Annotated in this window: 17 protein-coding genes and 1 other RNA gene; 10 read left to right on the top strand and 8 right to left on the bottom strand. The window is 73.1% G+C overall.

All coding sequences use genetic code 11. The annotated features are described in order from the left end of the window. Positions 1-4: 4 nt before the first annotated feature. Positions 5-3,106: a PKD domain-containing protein gene (locus MU522_RS13090; protein ID WP_246991617.1), complete on the bottom strand. Its 3,102-nt coding sequence runs from the start codon at positions 3,104-3,106 to the stop codon at positions 5-7. 125 nt (positions 3,107-3,231) lie between these two features. Here MU522_RS13090 and MU522_RS13085 point away from each other — a divergent pair, with 125 nt between their 5' ends. Then, on the top strand, positions 3,232-3,471 hold the full coding sequence (locus MU522_RS13085; RefSeq protein ID WP_128188455.1) for a hypothetical protein: 240 nt from the start codon (positions 3,232-3,234) through the stop codon (positions 3,469-3,471). Positions 3,472-3,477: 6 nt separating this feature from the next. Here the strand turns inward: MU522_RS13085 and MU522_RS13080 are convergent, their stop codons facing one another. Next, positions 3,478-4,707: an MFS transporter gene (locus tag MU522_RS13080; protein ID WP_246991614.1), complete on the bottom strand. Its 1,230-nt coding sequence runs from the start codon at positions 4,705-4,707 to the stop codon at positions 3,478-3,480. Between the two features lie 65 nt (positions 4,708-4,772). On the opposite strand from MU522_RS13080, the gene prfB reads away from it, so the two are divergent. The 8 genes from prfB (at position 4,773) to MU522_RS13040 (ending at position 12,592) form a co-directional block, all read left to right on the top strand. Continuing rightward, positions 4,773-5,888, top strand: coding sequence for a peptide chain release factor 2 (gene prfB / locus MU522_RS13075; protein WP_128188457.1), 1,116 nt, complete (start codon positions 4,773-4,775; stop codon positions 5,886-5,888). Positions 5,889-5,909: 21 nt separating this feature from the next. Continuing rightward, on the top strand, positions 5,910-7,310 hold the full coding sequence (locus tag MU522_RS13070) for a 4-hydroxyphenylacetate 3-hydroxylase N-terminal domain-containing protein (protein ID WP_246991612.1): 1,401 nt from the start codon (positions 5,910-5,912) through the stop codon (positions 7,308-7,310). Between the two features lie 58 nt (positions 7,311-7,368). After that, the gene (gene ftsE, locus MU522_RS13065; protein ID WP_128188459.1) at positions 7,369-8,097 is read left to right on the top strand and encodes a cell division ATP-binding protein FtsE; all 729 of its coding nucleotides are present in this window, start codon (positions 7,369-7,371) and stop codon (positions 8,095-8,097) included. Continuing rightward, the gene (gene ftsX / locus MU522_RS13060) at positions 8,094-9,008 is read left to right on the top strand and encodes a permease-like cell division protein FtsX (RefSeq protein ID WP_246991610.1); all 915 of its coding nucleotides are present in this window, start codon (positions 8,094-8,096) and stop codon (positions 9,006-9,008) included. The genes ftsE and ftsX overlap by 4 nt, the downstream gene beginning before the upstream one ends. Before the next feature lie 65 nt (positions 9,009-9,073). Then, positions 9,074-9,550: an SsrA-binding protein SmpB gene (gene smpB / locus MU522_RS13055; protein ID WP_128188461.1), complete on the top strand. Its 477-nt coding sequence runs from the start codon at positions 9,074-9,076 to the stop codon at positions 9,548-9,550. 87 nt (positions 9,551-9,637) lie between these two features. Next, positions 9,638-10,666: a 6-phosphofructokinase gene (locus MU522_RS13050; protein ID WP_246991608.1), complete on the top strand. Its 1,029-nt coding sequence runs from the start codon at positions 9,638-9,640 to the stop codon at positions 10,664-10,666. A 108-nt stretch (positions 10,667-10,774) separates the two neighbouring features. Next, positions 10,775-11,145: a transfer-messenger RNA gene (ssrA, locus tag MU522_RS13045) on the top strand. Between the two features lie 79 nt (positions 11,146-11,224). Beyond that, positions 11,225-12,592, top strand: coding sequence for an aldehyde dehydrogenase family protein (locus tag MU522_RS13040; RefSeq protein WP_246991606.1), 1,368 nt, complete (start codon positions 11,225-11,227; stop codon positions 12,590-12,592). A gap of 26 nt (positions 12,593-12,618) precedes the next feature. On the opposite strand, the gene MU522_RS13035 is transcribed toward MU522_RS13040, so the two are convergent. From MU522_RS13035 to MU522_RS13025, 3 genes are read right to left on the bottom strand one after another with little or no spacing between them, the layout of a single operon-like run. After that, complete coding sequence (locus tag MU522_RS13035; RefSeq protein WP_246991604.1) at positions 12,619-13,419, bottom strand: SDR family oxidoreductase; 801 nt, start codon at positions 13,417-13,419, stop codon at positions 12,619-12,621. A 51-nt stretch (positions 13,420-13,470) separates the two neighbouring features. Further along, positions 13,471-14,016 carry a TetR family transcriptional regulator gene (locus MU522_RS13030; protein WP_246991602.1) on the bottom strand — a complete coding sequence of 182 codons (546 nt, stop codon included), beginning with the start codon at positions 14,014-14,016 and terminating at the stop codon, positions 13,471-13,473. 1 nt (position 14,017) lies between these two features. Next, complete coding sequence (locus MU522_RS13025) at positions 14,018-14,308, bottom strand: rhodanese-like domain-containing protein (RefSeq protein WP_246991600.1); 291 nt, start codon at positions 14,306-14,308, stop codon at positions 14,018-14,020. 47 nt (positions 14,309-14,355) lie between these two features. Between MU522_RS13025 and MU522_RS13020 the strand changes: the two genes are divergently transcribed. Continuing rightward, entirely contained in the window at positions 14,356-14,835 is a 480-nt protein-coding gene (locus tag MU522_RS13020) for a VOC family protein (protein ID WP_246991598.1), read from the top strand. A 1-nt stretch (position 14,836) separates the two neighbouring features. Here MU522_RS13020 and MU522_RS13015 read toward each other — a convergent pair whose 3' ends face one another. The 3 genes from MU522_RS13015 to rsgA are packed head-to-tail and all read right to left on the bottom strand — an operon-like array spanning position 14,837 to position 17,366. Next, the gene (locus tag MU522_RS13015) at positions 14,837-15,481 is read right to left on the bottom strand and encodes a methyltransferase domain-containing protein (RefSeq protein WP_246991596.1); all 645 of its coding nucleotides are present in this window, start codon (positions 15,479-15,481) and stop codon (positions 14,837-14,839) included. A gap of 45 nt (positions 15,482-15,526) precedes the next feature. Next, the gene (gene hisN, locus MU522_RS13010) at positions 15,527-16,303 is read right to left on the bottom strand and encodes a histidinol-phosphatase (protein WP_246991594.1); all 777 of its coding nucleotides are present in this window, start codon (positions 16,301-16,303) and stop codon (positions 15,527-15,529) included. Positions 16,304-16,325: 22 nt separating this feature from the next. Then, positions 16,326-17,366, bottom strand: coding sequence for a ribosome small subunit-dependent GTPase A (gene rsgA / locus MU522_RS13005; protein WP_246991592.1), 1,041 nt, complete (start codon positions 17,364-17,366; stop codon positions 16,326-16,328). Between the last annotated feature and the right edge of the window lie 5 nt (positions 17,367-17,371).

The following is a 17,371-nucleotide window of genomic DNA, read 5'->3' as shown; positions in this document are numbered from 1 at the left end:
CCGCTCAGGGCTCGGTGACCGTGATGCGGTCGAAGGCGACGCTGCCGCCGCCTGGGTTGTTCGGCACGTAGGTGAAGACGCTCACCGCGCCGGGGCCTTGCAGGGCGGCGAGGCTGTTCGTGCCGGAGCGCATCCAGCCGGGCTCTGCCTGGCCGACGGGCCACAGCTTGGCGCGCACGGTGGTGGGCGAGGTGCCCGTCACCTCCATGCTGAAGGCGTACTGCTGACCGGGCACGATCGTGATGGGCACCTGCAGCATCGGCGCGATCGCGGTCGCGCCGTCCTGCAGCAGGTAGAGGCGCACGCCGCCGTCGGCCTGCAGGCGCAGCCGGGCGATGTAGTTCGCCGAGCCGATGCGGCGTCCGACGAGCGAGACGTACTGCGCCTCGACCAGCGAGCCGACGGAGAAGACCGCGTCGATGCGGGTGCTCGTGCTCGAGACGCCGTTGAGGTCGGCGAAGACCGTCTGGGTCGTGGCGGGCGGGATGGTCATGCGGCCGGCCCCGCCGGAGACCGAGAACCTGCTGGCCGTGCCCCGCAGGGTCCAGGCGCCGCCGACATCCGCCGACCCCCAGGCGTTGGAGACCGTGCGGTCGAAGGCGTCGTCCGCGAGCACGTCGGTCGCGGGCGCGACGACCGTCACGCTCCGCTCCGCCACGGCGGTCGCGCCGTCGTCGTCGGTGACGCGCAGGCGCACGGTGTGCTCGCCCGCCGCCGGGTAGACGTGGGACGCCGTCGAGCCGCCGGCGGCGAAGCCTGCGCCGAAGTCCCACTCGTACGCGGCGATCGACCCGTCCGAGTCGGAGGATCCCGCGCCGTTCGCGGTCACGGTCAGGCCGGAGGCTGCGACCGAGAAGGAGGCGGTCGGCGCAGCGTTCGGGCTCGGCGCCGCTCCCGCCGGATCGGTGACCGTGATCCGGTCGAAGGCGACGCTGCCGCCGCCCGGGTTGTTCGGCACGTAGGTGAACACGCTCACCGCGCCGGGTGCCTGGAGGGCGGCGAGGCTGTTCGTGCCGGAGCGCATCCAGCCGGGCTCTGCCTGGCCGACGGGCCACAGCTTGGCGCGGACGGTGGTGGGCGAGGTGCCCGTCACCTCCATGCTGAAGGCGTACTGCTGGCCCGGTGCGATCGTGATCGGCACCTGCAGCATCGGTGCGATCGCGGTCGCGCCGTCCTGCAGCAGGTAGAGGCGCACGCCGCCGTCGGCCTGCAGCCGCAGCCGGGCGATGTAGTTCGCCGAGCCGATGCGGCGCCCGACGAGGGAGACGTATTGCGCCTCCACGCGCGACCCCACGCTGAACACCGCGTCGATGCGGGTGCTCGCGCTCGAGACGCCGTTGAGGTCGGCGTAGACGGTCTGGCTCATCGAGGCAGGGACGGTCATCCGGCCTGCGCCGCCGGAGACCGAGAACCTGCTGCTCGGGCCGCGCAGGGTCCACGCGCCGCCGACATCCGCCGACCCCCAGGCGTTGGCGACCGTGCGGCCGAAGTCGTCGAGGGCGAGCACGCGCTCGGCGGGGTCGAGCACGGTGACGCTCCGGACGGCCTCGCCGCTCGCGCCCTCGTCGTCGGTCACGGTGAGGGTGATCGGGTAGACGCCGGTGCCGGCATACGTGTGGCTCGCGGTCTCGCCCGAGGCGGTGCTGCCGTCGCCGAGCTGCCATGCGTAGGACGCGATGGTGCCGTCGGCGTCGGTCGAGCCGCTCGCGCTCGCCGTGACCGTGAGGCCGTCGGACTCGACGGCGATCGATGCCGTCGGCGGGGCGTTGGCGGCGGGGGTGCGCAACGTCCACGTCGAGGACGTCGTGGTCGACGCGCCGTCGGAGACGACCGCTCGCCACTCGTACTCGGTGCCCAGCGCGAGGTCGGGCCAGTCCACGGAGGCGACCTCGCCCGCGTCGACCCGCACGGTGCCGATCGGCTCGAACGGCGCCGGCTCCCGGGACGTCAGGTCGAACGGGAGGGTGAAGGACGAGTCGGCGTCGGTCTCGTACTGCCCGAGCACCGGCGAGTAGGTGGTCGCGGTCAGCGTGCCCTCCGTCGGCTCGAACGAGTAGTACCGCAGCCACCCGTTGCCGCCGTTGGCCCGGGCCTGGTAGTCGGTCAGGATCTGGTGCACCGGCAGGCCGCAGACGTTCTCGTCGGTGCGGCTCGCCTCACCGAGGTCGCCGTCGTGCTCGTGGCCGGAGAGGACCAGGCGGATCTGGCAGTGCTGCGCGACGAAGTCCTGCCACATCGCCGCGGGTGCGGTCCCGCCCGGTCGCTGGGGCGTCGTGCGATGGGTCCCCGTGATGCTCAGGAAGCTGTGGGTCGCCATGATGACCGTGCGGTCGGGGTGCGCGTCGAGCACGCGGTCGGCCCAGTCGAGCGCGTAGCCCGGCGCCTCCCACTCGAGGTTGAGCACCAGGAAGTCGACGCCGCCCGCGGTGAAGAGCGCGTAGTTGTCGGCGTTGCCGCGGTCGATGGGGTCCGGCCCGAACTGGTCCTGCCCCAGGTAGCCGCCGTAGCGGGTGGTCTCCGTGCTCCACGAGCCCTCGGCGTAGCGCGACGGCGGGAAGTGCGCGTTGTACGGGCCCATGTCGCCGGTGGCGATGTCGAAGTCGTGATTGCCCGGCACGACGCTGTTCGGCACCGCGCCGTCGTCGAGGATGCTGAAGGCGTCCGAGATGTTGTCCCAGCCGCGCTCGAGCGTCCAGTCGTTGACGAGGTCGCCGAGCTGGATCACGAACGCGGTGTCGAGCGCGTCGCGGCTGTCGCGCACCCAGGTGAGCTGCTGCTGCAGGAGCGCCTGCTTCCCGTCGCTGTAGTTCTGCGTGTCGGGCACCACGACGACCGTGAATCCCTCGGCGGCGGGGTCGCTCGGCACGGTCGCGCCGCGCTCGCGCCCCTCGAACGCGACGTCGACGCTGCCCCCGTCCGGGTCGCTCGCGGCCACGCTCAGCGTCGGGCTGACGGATGCGGTGGTGCTGCCGTCGGCGGGAGCCACCAGCAGGGGGGCGGCGGGCGGCGCGGCCGAGGCGGCGATCGGCACCGTCAGGCTCAGCACCATCGCGGCGATGACCGCGCAGCCGACGCTCGTCGTGCGGGCGAGGGGTCGACGCGCCACGGTGTGCTCCAGAACCGGCCCGTGACGCCAAGCGGATCGTGGGAAGCGGCTGGGTGGGGCTCCCTGACGCGCATGATCCCACCGGCGCCGGACGGCGACAAGGGGTGCCCGGTAGCCTCGCGGGCATGAGCCCGAACCCCGACGAGCTGCCGTTCGACGTCGACGCCGTGGCGGCGAGCCTGCCGACCGACCAGCCCGAGCGCGCAGCCGAGGGCCTGCGCGCCCTGATGGAGCACCCGGGGTTCCGGCAGCTCGTGCAGCAGGTGCAGGCCGGCGAGCTCGGCGACGACGAGCTGCGCGAGGAGGCCACCTCGATCGCGCACGACCTCGCGGCCCGGCAGGAGCTCCGCCGCGACGAGCCGTAGGGCCGGCTACTCCCGCGGCTTCCGCGGCAGCCAGCGCAGCAGCATCCCCGCCCCCGCGACGCACAGCACGGCGAGGCCGCCCGCAGCCCACGCGATCGACGCGACCGAGACCAGCAGCGAGATGAGCAGCGGCGCGGCCGCGCCCCCGAGGTCGACGGTGAGGCGCCAGGCTCCGAGGAACGGCGCCGGGTTCTGCCGGTCGGCGAGATCGGCGCCGAGCGTCATGAGGATGCCGGAGCCGAGCCCGTTGCCGAGCGCCAGCACGATCGCCGCGGCGATGAACCAGGTCGTGGCCGCGTCGAGGTCGTGCGACGCGGCCAGCAGCACGAAGGCGATCGCCATGATCGACAGCGACGGCACGACGCTCCACAGGCGGCCGAATCGATCCATCACCCAGCCCGAGACGAAGAACAGCGCGAAGTCGACGCCACCCGCGATGCCGATCACGAGGCCCGTGCTGACGCCGTCGAGCCCGATCGACACCGCCCACAGCGGCAGCAGCACGCTGCGCGCCGAGCGGGCGAGCGACAGCATCGCCGCCCCCACGCCGACCGTGCCGAGCACGCGCGCGTTCTCGCGCACCACCTGCCACACGCCGGCGCGCTCCGACGCGAGCTCGATCACGCCCGTCGTCGCGGGCGTGCGCTCGAAGACCGACGTCGGGTCGGGCAGCACCACGAGCACCGCGATCGCGATCACCGTGCCGATCGCGCACACGACCCACACGGCGCCGAGCCCCAGCCCGAGCCCGAGCACGGCAGAGCCGATCAGCGGGCCCACGAACATGCCCATGCGGAAGATGCCGCCGAGCGTCGACAGCGCGCGGGCGCGGTAGCGCAGCGGCACGTACGTGGTCATGAACGCGTGGCGGGCGAGCCCGAAGACCGCGTGGCCGAGGCCGAGCACGAAGATCGCGACCCCGAGCATCCACACCTCGCTCGCGACGAAGGCCAGCGCGAGCGCGACGAGCACGAGCAGGCCCGCGCCGATCATCGTCGGGCGCTCGCCGAAGCGCCCCACGACCGCGCCGCCCGGCACGTCGCCGGCCAGCTGGCCGACCGTCAGCATCGCGGCGACGACCGCCGCGACCGCGAGCGACGCGCCCAGGTCGCCGGCGATCAGCGGGATGTAGGGGATGACCGCGCCCTCGCCGATCGCGAACGCGGCGGTGGGCACATAGGCGGCGCCGGCGACCCTGCGCCAGGGGAACCGCTCGGACTGGTCGACGCCGCTCACCATCCGAGCCTACGGCGGATGCGCGGGGCGGCCGGGCGGTCGCTCGTCGGTAGGCTGGGGGCACCATGGCCGATCTCGACATCGCCGGCGACATCGCCGCCCTCCGCTCCACCTTCGCCGACATCAAGGCGGTGGCCGACGTCGACAGGCTTGCCGCCGACATCGAGCGGCTCTCCGAGGAGGCCGGCGCCCCCGACCTCTGGGACGACCCCGACGCCGCCCAGAAGGTCACGAGCCAGCTGAGCCACGCGCAGACCGACCTCAAGCGCATCACCGAGACCGAGTCGCGCATCGACGACCTCGAGGTGCTCGTCGAGATGGCCAACGAGGAGGGCGACGAGGAGACCCAGCAGGAGGCCAAGAAGGAGCTCGCCGCGATCCAGCGCATCGTCGCCGACATGGAGATCCAGACGCTCCTCGACGGCGAGTTCGACCCGCTCCCGGCGGTCGTCACGATCCGCGCCGGCGCCGGCGGCGTCGACGCGTCCGACTTCGCCGAGATGCTGCTGCGCATGTACCTGCGCTACGCCGAGCAGCACGGCATGCCGGTCACCGTCTACGAGACGAGCTACGCGGAGGAGGCGGGCATCAAGTCGGCCTCGTTCGAGCTGAGCGCCCCCTACGCCTTCGGCAACATGTCGGTCGAGGCGGGCACGCACCGCCTCGTGCGCATGAGCCCGTTCGGCGCGGCCGGCAAGCGCCAGACCTCGTTCGCCGCCGTCGAGGTCGTGCCGCTCTTCGAGCAGGTCGACGAGGTCGAGGTGCCCGAGAGCGACATCCGCGTCGACGTGTTCCGCTCGTCGGGCCCCGGCGGCCAGAGCGTCAACACCACCGACTCCGCCGTGCGCATCACGCACCTCCCGACCGGCACGGTCGTCTCGATGCAGAACGAGAAGAGCCAGATCCAGAACCGCGCCGCCGCCATGCGCGTGCTGCAGAGCCGCCTGATGCTGCTCAAGCGCGAGGAGGAGGCGGCACGCAAGAAGGAGCTCGCCGGCACCATCAGCGCGAGCTGGGGCGACCAGATGCGCTCCTACGTGCTCGCGCCGTACCAGATGGTCAAGGACCTCCGCACGCTGCACGAGGTCAACAACCCGAGCGCGGTCTTCGACGGCGACCTCGACGGCTTCATCGCCGCCGGCATCCGCTGGCGCAAGCAGCAGCAGCTCGCCGACGACTAGGCCGAGCGGCAGGGGAGCGCCATGACCGAGCCGCAGACGGGCAGCGACTACCTCGCGAGCCTCGACGACGGGCGGGCGGTCGTCCACGACGGCGCGCGCGTCGAGCGCGTCGCCGACCATCCCGCCTTCGCCGGCGCCGCATCCACGATCGCCTCGCTCTACGACCTCCTGCACGGCGACGAGGCGGATGCGCTGACGACGGTGGTCGACGGCGTGCGCACCCACGCGTTCTACGCGATCCCGCGCTCGCGCGACGACCTCCGGGCGCAGCGCGACGCGATCCGCGCCTGGCAGCGCACGACGCACGGGTGGATGGGCCGCACGCCCGAGACGCTCGCGTCGGTGCTGACGTCGATGGCCGCGCACGCCTCGTTCTACGGCCGCTTCGCCGACGGCGTGCGCGGCACGCTCGCGCGCGACGCCGCCGCCGTCACGCACTACGCGCAGGCGCTCGTCAACCCGCCCGTCGACCGCGACCTGCCGCCCGACGAGGTCGGCGACGTCTTCCTGCACGTGGTGCGCGAGACCGACGAGGGCGTCGTGCTGCGCGGCGCGAAGGCGGTCGTCACCGGCGCCGCGACCGCGCAGCGGCTGCTCGTGTCGCACTTCGGCGGCGAGGTGCAGGACGACGACTTCGCGATCGCCGCGACGGTGCCGGTCGGCGCGCCGGGCATCACGCTCTATACGCGCGGCACGCCCGCGCGCGACGACCAGCCGCTCGCGACGCGCTTCGCCGAGCACGACGCGCTCGTCGTCTTCGACGACGTGCTCGTGCCGTGGGGGGACGTGCTCATCCGCGACGCCGAGACGATGCTCGGCCACAACCGCGGCGCCGTCGGCTGGAACGCGCGGCTGGCCTTCCAATCGGCGACGCGGCTCGAGGCCAAGCTCGAGTGGATCGCCGGGCTCGCGGTGCGGGCCACGGAGATCATGGGCACGGGCGAGCTGCGCGGCGTGCAGGCGGCGCTCGGCGAGGTCATCGCGCTGCGGCACACCGTCGCGGGGCTCCGCGACGCGATGATCGAGCAGGCGGGGCCGGTCGGCGACGGCGACCCGGCCGGGCGCGCGTGGGGGCCGGCGGTCGAGCCGGCGCTCGCCTTCTCGGCGCTCGCGCCCGACGCCTACGGCCGCATGCGCGCGCTGCTGCAGACGGCGCTCGCGTCGGGCCTCGCGCACCTGCCGCTGCCCGCCGGTGCGCTCGCCGACCACCCCGATGCGGCGCGGCTGCTGCGCGGCTCAGGCGGGGCGGATGCGTCGGAGCGGCTGGCCGTCTTCGGCGCCCTGTGGGACGCGGTCGCCTCGGGCTTCGGCGCCCGGCACGAGCTCTACGAGCGCAGCCACTGGGGCCAGCCGGAGCGCACCCACGTCGGCATCCTGGGGCACGCCCGCGCGACCGGGCGCCTCGACGCCTGGCAGAACTAGCGCCGCGCCGGGGCGGTGCGCGGCCGCGGGCCGGGCCCGCCCATACCCTCGACAGGCCATGATCCGCTTCGACGAGGTCTCGAAGACCTACTCCCGCAAGGCCCGCCCGGCCCTCGACGGCGTCTCCTTGGAGATCCTCAAGGGCGAGTTCGTCTTCCTCGTCGGCGCCTCGGGCTCCGGCAAGAGCACCCTCATCCGCATGGTGCTGCGCGAGGAGAGCCCCACGAGCGGCGAGGTGCACGTGCTCGGCCAGCGGCTGAAGGCGCTGCCGAGCCGCCGCGTGCCCTTCTTCCGCCGCAACCTCGGCGTCGTGTTCCAGGACTTCCGTCTGCTGAACAACAAGACGGTCTACGAGAACGTCGCGTTCACGCTGCAGGTCATCGGCAAGAGCCGCGGCTTCATCTCGGAGGCGGTGCCCGACGTGCTGAAGATCGTGGGCCTCGCCGGCAAGGCGAGCCGCCTGCCGCACGAGCTCTCCGGCGGCGAGCAGCAGCGCGTGGCGATCGCCCGCGCGGTCGTGAACCGCCCGCCGATCCTGCTCGCCGACGAGCCCACCGGCAACCTCGACCCCTCGACGAGCGCCGGCATCATGGCGCTGCTCGCCCGCATCAACGAGGGCGGCACGACGGTCGTCATGGCCACGCACGAGGCGTCGATCGTCGACGAGCTGCAGAAGCGCGTCGTCGAGCTCGACGCCGGCCGCATCATGCGCGACGAGGCGCACGGCAGCTACCGCCGGCACCTCGAGGAGCTGCGCGTCGACGAGCTCGAGGAGGAGACCGCGTGAGGCTCCAGCTGATCGCCAACGAGGTCTGGAACGGGCTGCGCCGCAACCTCTCGGTCGTCGTCTCGGTCGTGCTCGTCACGTTCATCTCGCTCTCGTTCGTGGGCGCGGCGATCCTGCTGCAGATGCAGATCAACCAGATGAAGGGCTTCTGGTACGACCGGGCGCAGGTGGGGATCTACTTCTGCGGGCCGGTCGACTCGACCGCGACCTGCACGCAGACCGCCGCCACCGAGGAGCAGGTGCAGGCGGTGCGCGACGTGCTCGACAGCGGCGCGATCGAGCCGTACGTCGCGGCGGTCGAGTTCGAGGACCGCCAGCTCGCCTACGAGCACTTCATGGAGCAGTTCGGCGGCACCGCGAGCGCGGAGTTCGCGAGCCCCGAGAGCATGAACGAGGCGCTGTGGGTGCGCCCGACCTCGCCGCAGGACGCCGACCTCATCCGGGAGGCGACCTCCGCGCTGCCGGGGGTGCTGGAGGTGCGCGACCAGCGCGCGCTGCTGGAGCCGATCTTCCAGGTGCTCAACACCGCGAGCCTCGCAGCGATCGGCGTGGCCGTGCTCATGCTCGTCGCGGCCGTGCTCCTGATCTCCACGACCATCCGCCTCTCCGCCTTCTCGCGCAAGCGGGAGCTCGGCATCATGCGACTGGTGGGCGCGTCGAACCGGTTCATCCAGACGCCGTTCATCATCGAGGGGGTGGTCGCGGCGCTCATCGGAGCGGTGCTCGCCGCCGGATCGGTGGTCGCCCTCGTGCACTTCTTCCTGCAGGGCTACGTGGCGCCGATGCTGCAGACGATCGCGATCGTCACGATCGACGACGCGCTCGTGGTGGCGCCCGTGCTCGTCGGGATCGGCGTGCTCTTCGCCGGGGTGGCCGCAGCGGTCGCGATCCGGCGGTACCTCAGGATCTGATCGCGCGCTAGACTGGTCGGCTGCCCGTCCGGGCATCCGACGACCGCACACCCCAGGAGCACGCCATGCCTCGCGAACAGGGCCAGAAGGTCGTGGCGCAGAACCGCAAGGCGCGCCACGACTACACGATCGAGGACCGCATCGAGGCGGGCCTCGTGCTCACCGGCACCGAGGTGAAGTCGCTGCGGGCCGGGCGCGCGTCGCTCGTCGACGGCTACGCCTACGTCGACCGCGGCGAGGCATGGCTCGACGCCGTGCACATCCCCGAGTACGGCCAGGGCACCTGGACGAACCACCCGCCGCGCCGCAAGCGCAAGCTGCTGCTGCACCGCGACGAGATCGACAAGCTCGCCGCCAAGGTGGCGCAGGGCGGCTACACGCTGGTGCCGCTGTCGCTCTACTTCTCCGACGGGCGGGCGAAGGTCGAGCTCGCCGTGGCGAAGGGCAAGAAGGAGTACGACAAGCGCCACGCGCTGCGCGAGCGGCAGGACAAGCGCGAGGCCGAGCGGGCGATGCGCACGAGGAACCGCCTCAACGAATAGCGGCACCGGTTCGACATCGCCATGCGCCGACGGGTTGAATGGTCGGCACCGGCAGGATTCACCCAGGGCCCTCCGGTGGAAGGCGAAATGCGAGTCGGCATCCTCACGTCCGGCGGCGACTGCCCCGGACTCAACGCAGTCATCCGCGCCGCCGTGCTCACCGGCATGGTGCACCACGGCCTCGAGTTCGTGGGCATCCGCGACGGTTACCGCGGCCTCGTCGAGGGTGACGTGCGCGTGCTCAACCGCTCGTCGGTGCGCGGCACGTCCCGCATCGGCGGCACGATCCTCGGCACGAGCCGCACGAACCCCTACGAGGGGCCGAACGGCGGGCCGGCCAAGATCGCCGCGACGCTCGAGCGGCTCGGCATCGACGCGGTGATCGCGATCGGCGGCGAGGGCACCCTCGCGGCGGCCAACCGCCTCGCCGAGGACGGCATCCCGATCGTGGGCGTGCCGAAGACGATCGACAACGACCTCGACGCCACCGACTACACGTTCGGCTTCGACACCGCCGTGCAGATCGCCACGGAGGCGGGCGACCGCCTGCGCACCACCGGCGACTCGCACATGCGCTGCATGGTGCTCGAGGTCATGGGCCGGCACGTCGGCTGGATCGCGCTGCACACCGGGATCGCGACCGGCGCGCACGTCACCCTCATCCCCGAGCAGCCGCGCTCGATCGAGTGGATCTGCGAGTACGTGCAGTCGGTCTACGACCGCCGGCGCGCGCCGCTCGTCGTCGTCTCCGAGGGCTTCAAGCTCGAGGGGATGGAGGAGGAGTACTCGCGCAAGGGGCTCGACGCCTTCAACCGCCCTCGCCTCGGCGGCATCGGCGAGGTCATCGCGCCGATGATCGAGGAGCGCACCGGCATCGAGTCGCGCGCGACCGTGCTCGGCCACATCCAGCGCGGCGGCGCGCCGAGCGGCGCCGACCGCGTGCTCGCGACCCGCTTCGGCCTCGCCGCCATCGACGCGATCACCGACGAGGCGTGGGGCTCGATGGTGTCGCTGCGCGGCACCGACATCGTGCGCGTGCGGATGGCGGATGCGCTCGGCGACCTCAAGCGCGTGCCCGACCACCGCTACCGCGAGGCGGAGCTGCTCTTCGGCTGACGCTTGCCGGGCGACGGCCCGACGCGGTACCATGGTGGGCTGGCCCCGCCAGCGCGCCGGACGCATCCGGCCTTGACAACTCCACAGCGTGCGACTCGCACCCAGCACGGGGATGATCGGTTTCGACATCGTCTCAGTCGCTGCGGGAAGCGGGTAGAGGATGCAGGGTCATCTCTTCAACGCCCCCTGCAAACCCATAGGTGCCAACGCAAAGCGCACCGACTTCGCCCTCGCTGCCTAAGCGAGCCTGAAGTCCGTCAGACCGGAGACGCCCTCGCTCCGGACCCTGGCGTCATGAAGAGGGCTTGCTGCGATGCTGCGTCACAGGGCATCGCGGGACTTTTCCTGTGACTGGGCTCGTCGACCTAGGTGCTCAGGACAAAGGTCGGAGCCGAGCAGAACGCCACCCCTGAGCTGCACCCGGAGAAGCCGCACGGTCCGAGCGTTGGACGGGGGTTCGATTCCCCCCATCTCCACCATCGGTCGAGTCGCACGCTGTGAGAGTCCCTCGCCGCCGCCCCAGTACGCTGGGATCATCCGATCCTGCGAGGAGGCAGCGTGAGCGAGTACCGGGTCACCGACCCCTACACCGGCCAGGTCGTCAAGGAGTTCCCGACGGCGACCGACGAGGAGATCCGCGCCGCGATCGAGCGCGCCGACGCGGCGTACGAGCCGTGGCGCACGACGCCGATGCCCGAGCGCGCGGCGATCCTCGGCCGGGCGGCCGACGCGTTCGCGTCGCGCTCGCGGGAGCTCGCCGAGATCATCCGCACCGAGATGGGCAAGCCGCTCGGGCAGGGCATCGCCGAGGCGGAGTTCTCGGGCGAGATCGTGCAGTACTACGTCGACAACGCCGAGGCCTTCCTCGCCGACGAGGTGCTCGAGGTGCGCTCCGGCGTCGACGCGCGCATCCGCAAGTCGGCGCAGGGCGTGATCCTCGGCATCATGCCGTGGAACTTCCCGTACTACCAGGTCGCGCGCTTCGCCTTCCCGAACCTCATGCTCGGCAACACGGTGCTGCTGAAGCACGCGCCGCAGTGCCCGTGGTCGGCGACCGCGATCGCCGAGATCCTCGCCGAGGCGGGCCTGCCGGCCGGCGCGTACGAGAACATCTTCGCGACGAACGAGCAGATCGCCGACATCGTCATCCCCGACCCGCGCGTGCGCGGCGTCTCGCTGACCGGCTCGGAGCGCGCCGGCGCGGCCGTCGCCGAGGTCGCCGGCCGCCACCTCAAGAAGGTCGTGCTCGAGCTCGGCGGCTCCGACCCCTTCGTGGTGCTGTCGGCGGACGACATGGATGCCGTGGTGCAGGCGGCGGTCGACACGCGGCTCGAGAACTCGGGCCAGTCCTGCAACGCGTCGAAGCGCTTCATCGTGCTCGACGAGCTCTACGACGACTTCGCGTCGCGGCTCGGCGCCGCGATCGCCGCGGTGCCGGTGGGGGAGCCCGGCGACGAGGACGCCCTCGTGGGTCCCCTGTCGTCGCAGGCCGCCGCCGAGCGGCTGCGCCAGCAGACGGCGTCGGCCGTCGCCGAGGGCGCCGAGGTGCTCGCCGGCTCGCTCGACGACGGCGGCGACGCCCGCGTCGCCCCCGCGCTGCTCGGCGGCGTGACCGAGCAGATGCAGGCCTACCGCGAGGAGCTCTTCGGGCCCGTCGGCACCGTCTACCGCGCGAAGGACGTCGACGACGCCGTGCGCATCGCGAACGGCACGCCCTTCGGCCTCGGCGCGCGCGTCTGGTGCACCGACCCCGAGCTCGCCCTCGCGGTCGCCGACCGGCTCGACGCCGGCATGGTGTCGATCAACGGCGCCGGCTCCGAGGACGTCGACATGCCCTTCGGCGGCACGAAGCGCTCGGGCTTCGGCCGCGAGCTCGGCCCGCACGGCATGGAGGAGTTCATGAACAAGAAGCTCGTCGTCGGCTGAGCCGGCGCGAGCGCTGCGGGGTCTGCTCAGTCGAGCAGGCCCCGCATCTTCTTGGCGATGATGCCGCCGACCTTCGCGGGCATGAGGCGCGCGAGCCGGTCGAGCGCCCGGGCGTCCTTGCCGATGACGACGCGCGGCGCTCCGGAGGCGACGGCCTCGACGATCTGCCGCGCGGCGTCCTCGGGGCTCGTGAGCGAGCCGGCCGACGCCGAGGCATCGGCGGTGCGCCGCATGGTGACGCCCGAGTTGCCGGTGATGTTCGTGCCGACGCCGCCGGGGAAGACGACCGTGACGGCGACGGGTGTGCCCTCGAGCTCGGCGTGCATGCCCTCGGTGAGCAGCTTGACGGCCGCCTTGCTGGCGCCGTACGCCGACTGGCCGGGCACCGGCGCGAGCGCGCCCATGCTCGAGACGTTGACGACGGATGCGGCGGGCCGCGCGCGCAGGAGGGGCAGGAATGCGGTCACGGTGTGCACGACGCCCCAGAAGTTCACCTGCATGACGCGCTCGATCTGCTCGAAGGGCAGCTCGCCGATGCGCTGGAACGGCTGGATGATGCCGGCGATGTTGAGCAGCCCGTCGACCTGGCCGTGCGCGGCGAGCACCGCCTCGGGCAGCGCCTCGACGGCGGCGCGGTCGGCGACGCTGAGCCGGTGCGTGGAGAGCCGGTCGCCCGCGGCGCCGAGCCGCGCGGTCTCGGCGAGACCGTCCTCGCTCAGGTCGACGGCTGCGACGCGCGCGCCGCGGCGCAGCAGCTGCAGCACGACCTCGCGGCCGATGCCGTTGCCGCCGCCGGTGACGACGAAGGTGCGCTGGGTGATCTCCATGGGTCTCCTCCTCGAGTGAACTGTCAACTAAGTTGACGCCTCGAGGCGATGCTACGCGATCGCCGCCTGGATCACCGCGCCGTAGCGGCGCACGAGCGCGTCCCGATCGGCGTCGAGCGCCTCGTCGCCCACCGCCCACAGGGCGTAGAGCAGCCCGCCGGCCGCGGCCGCGGCGAGCCGCGCGCGGAGGTCGGCGGCATCGCCGCCGCCCAGCCGCTCGCGCAGCGGCGCCACGAAGCGCTCCTCGTGCGCGTCGCGCAGCCGAGAGCCGATGCCCTCGGCGTCGCTCGCGCGCAGCAGCGCGAGGAAGACGCCGCGCGTGTCCTGCCGGCTGTCGAGCAGCGCCGCGGCGCACCGCTCGCCGAAGGTGCCGAGCGGGCCGTCGAGCGTCGCCCGCCATGCCCGCGCGAGCTCCTCCGACGCCATGGTGCGCAGGAACAGCGACTCCTTCGAGCCGAAGCGGCGGATGACGACCGCGGGATCGACGTCGGCCGCGGCCGCGATGTCGCGCACGGTCGTCGCGGCGTAGCCGCGGTCGACGAACAGCCGGGCCGCGGCCCGGGCGATCGCGTCGGAGTCGGCGGGGGAGCGCGCCACCTCAGACCACGGGGCCGGTCATCGGCCGGCCCTCGGCGGCCCAGCGCAGCGTGCCGCCCTCGACGTTCGCCGCATCGAGCCCCTGCTGCGCGAGGTAGGCGACCACCTGGGCGCTGCGGGCGCCGGAGCGGCAGATGATCGCCGCGCCGTCGGGCACCTCGGCCACGCGGGCGACGATCTCGGTCATCGGGATGTGGATGGCGCCGTCGGCGTGCCCCGCCTGCCACTCGTGCGGCTCCCGCACGTCGACGATCGGCAGGGCGGCGGCCTCGGCGGGCGTGATCTCGCGCATGGATCCGAGGCTACCCAAGGCGCGCGCCGAGGAGCATCATGGCCCCCATGACCGACGTGCGCACAGTGCTCTGGTTCGACGGCCGCATCGAGGAGGCCGCCGAGCTCTACGTCTCGCTCGTGCCTGGCTCGCAGATCACCGACGTGCTGCGGATCCCGGCCGGCGACAACCCGTGGCCCGGCGGCGCGCCAGCGGGCGAGGCCCTCACGGTCGACCTGACGATCGGCGGCGCCCCCTTCCAGCTGCTGGACGGCGGGCCGCAGTTCCCGCAGTCCGAGGCCGTGTCGATCTCGGTCACCGTCGACGGGCAGGAGGAGGTCGACCGGCTCTGGGAGGGGCTGATCGCCGACGGCGGCGCCGAGTCCCAGTGCGGCTGGTGCCGCGACCGCTTCGGCGTCTCGTGGCAGGTCATCCCGAAGCAGCTGGGCGAGCTCATGCAGACGCCGCGGTCGGCGGAGGTCACCCGCGCGATGCTCACGATGCAGAAGCTCGACGTCGCGGCGCTCGAGGCGGCGGCCGCGGGCTGACTCAGGCCGCGACGAGGCCCTGCACCCGCCACGGCCACCCGCGGCCGGGCAGCACCGGACGCATCCCGCCCTCCTCGAGCGCGCGCAGCATGGCGCTCGGCGCGTGCAGGAAGGAGCGGTAGCGGATGCCGCGGGCGCCCGCGAGCGTGTTCTCGATCGCCGAGACGACGCGCGACGCGGGATCGCGGCTCGGATGCGTGAACGCGAGCCGCCGGCGGCAGCGGCCGGCCGCGGCCGAGAGCAGTCGCCCGGCGTCGGGGTAGCAGCACACCACCCGGTGCAGCACCACGAGGTCGGCCCGCTCGACCGCCTCGGGCTCGGCGGCGAGGTCGACGATGCGCCGCCGCACCCGGTCGGCCACGCCCGCAGCGGCGGCGAGCCGCGCCGCCTGCTCGTCGTAGGCCGACGACAGCTCGAGCGTCGTGCAGCGCTCGGCGCCGCGGCGCAGCAGCTCGAGCCCGATCTCGCCCACGCCGCCGCCGATCTCGAGCACCGTCGCGCCGCGCACGCCGTCGGCCGCGAGGAAGTCGACGAGGCGCCGCTCGGCGCGGGTGAGGCCGCGCCGGCGGTAGCGCGCCGCCATCCGCTCGGCGAACGCGGCGTCGAACTCCTCGGCGCACCCGCGCGAGTCGCAGCACTCGGCCATGGCGCCAGTATGCGCGCGCCGCGGCCCGCGCGACAGCCCCTCGCCTCAGCGCGCGAGCCGCTCCAGCAGCGCGTCGTGCAGGCGTCCGTTGGTGGCGAGTGCCGAGCCGTGCCAGGGGCCCGACTGCCCGTCGACCGAGGTGAAGGTGCCGCCGGCCTCCTGCACGACGGGCACGAGCGCGGCCATGTCGTAGGGCTGCAGGTCGAACTCGGCCACCGCATCCACCTTGCCCTCCGCGAGCAGCATGTAGCTCCATGCGTCGCCGTAGGAGCGCGCCCGCCAGACGTCGCGCTGCAGCGCGACGAGGTCGTCGATCCGGCCCGCGCCGTCCCAGCCCTGGATGGCGTTGTACGACAGCACCGCATCCGACAGCGCGCCGACGCCCGAGACCCGGATGGGCCGCGGCCGCGCGGGGTCGGTCCAGGCGCCCTGCCCCTCGGCGGCCCACCAGCGCGCGCCGAGCGCGGGGGAGGAGACGACGCCCACGACCGGGCGGCCGTCGACCGCGAGCGCGATGAGCGTCGCCCAGATGGGCGCGCCGCGCAGGAAGTGCGCGGTGCCGTCGATCGGGTCGATGATCCACTGCCGGCTCGCGTCGCCGGAGGTGCCGAACTCCTCGCCGAAGATCGCGTCGTCGGGGCGCTCCTCGGCGAGCACGGCGCGGATGCGCTGCTCGACCGAGCGGTCGGCGTCGGTGACGTGGGTGGTGTCGGCCTTCGTCGTCACCTCGAGGTCCTGCGCGCCGAAGCGCTCCATCGAGATGGCATCGGCGGCGTCTGCCAGCCGCAGGGCGAGGTCGAGGTCGTCGTCGTAGCCGGTCACGATCCCAGCGTACGGCGGCGCGTCACTCCTGGTGGCGCTGCTCGCGCGCGGCGACGAGCGTGCCGAGCATGCGCTGCATCGAGTCGACGCGGCGCGGCTCGAGGCGGCCGTCCGCGGCCGCGATCGCGAGCTCGCAGTACTGCTCGTCGACGAGGTGCGTGCAGCCGCGCGGGCAGTCCTCGGCGACCTCCGCGAGGTCGGGGAAGCCGCGCAGCACGTTCGCGGTGGCGACGTGGCCGAGCCCGAAGGAGCGCACGCCCGGGGTGTCGATGATCCAGCCGGAGCCGAGCTTGAACGACACCGTCGACGACGAGGTGTGGCGGCCGCGGCCGGTGACGGCGTTCACATGGCCGACGGCGCGCTTGGCATCCGGCACGAGCGCGTTGACGAGCGTCGACTTGCCGACGCCCGAGTGCCCCACCGCGACGGTCGTGTGGCCGTCGAGCCGCTCGCGGAGCGCCTCGACGGGCGGGTCGTCGATCGACGAGCGCCACACCTCGATGTCGAGCCCGGCGAAGTTCGCGAGGAACGGCTCGGGGTCGGCGACATCCGTCTTCGTCACGACCATGATCGGCGTGATGCCGGCGTCGAGCGCCGCGACCAGGTAGCGGTCGACGAGCCGCGGCCGCGGCTCGGGGTCGGCGGCGGCGACGACCATGAGCAGCACGTCGGCGTTCGCGACGATGACCCGCTCGACCACGTCGGTGTCGTCGGCGGAGCGGCGCAGCACGGTCGTGCGCGGCTGGATGCGCACGATGCGGGCGAGCGAGCCCGTCTCGCCGGTCGTGTCGCCGACGACGTCGACGCGGTCGCCGGCGACGATCGCCTGCTTGCGCAGCTCGCGCGCGCGGGCGGCGGTGACGATCGCCTCGTCCTGCTCGTCGATCCGCACCGCGAGCGTGTACCGGCCGCGGTCGACGGCGGTGACGATGCCGGTGACGGCGTCCTCGTGCTCGGGGCGCTGCTTCGAGCGCGGCCGGTTGGCCTTCGGGTTGGGGCGCTCGCGCACGCTCGACTCGTCGTACTGCTCGTACGGGTCCTCGTGCTCGGTCATCCAGCTCATGCGCG

The sequence above is a fragment of the Agrococcus sp. SCSIO52902 genome (genome assembly GCF_022983135.1).
GTDB classification, from domain to species: domain Bacteria; phylum Actinomycetota; class Actinomycetes; order Actinomycetales; family Microbacteriaceae; genus Agrococcus; species Agrococcus sediminis.
Note: the sequence above shows the minus strand (reverse complement) of the source record. Positions and strands in the feature narration are given on the sequence as shown.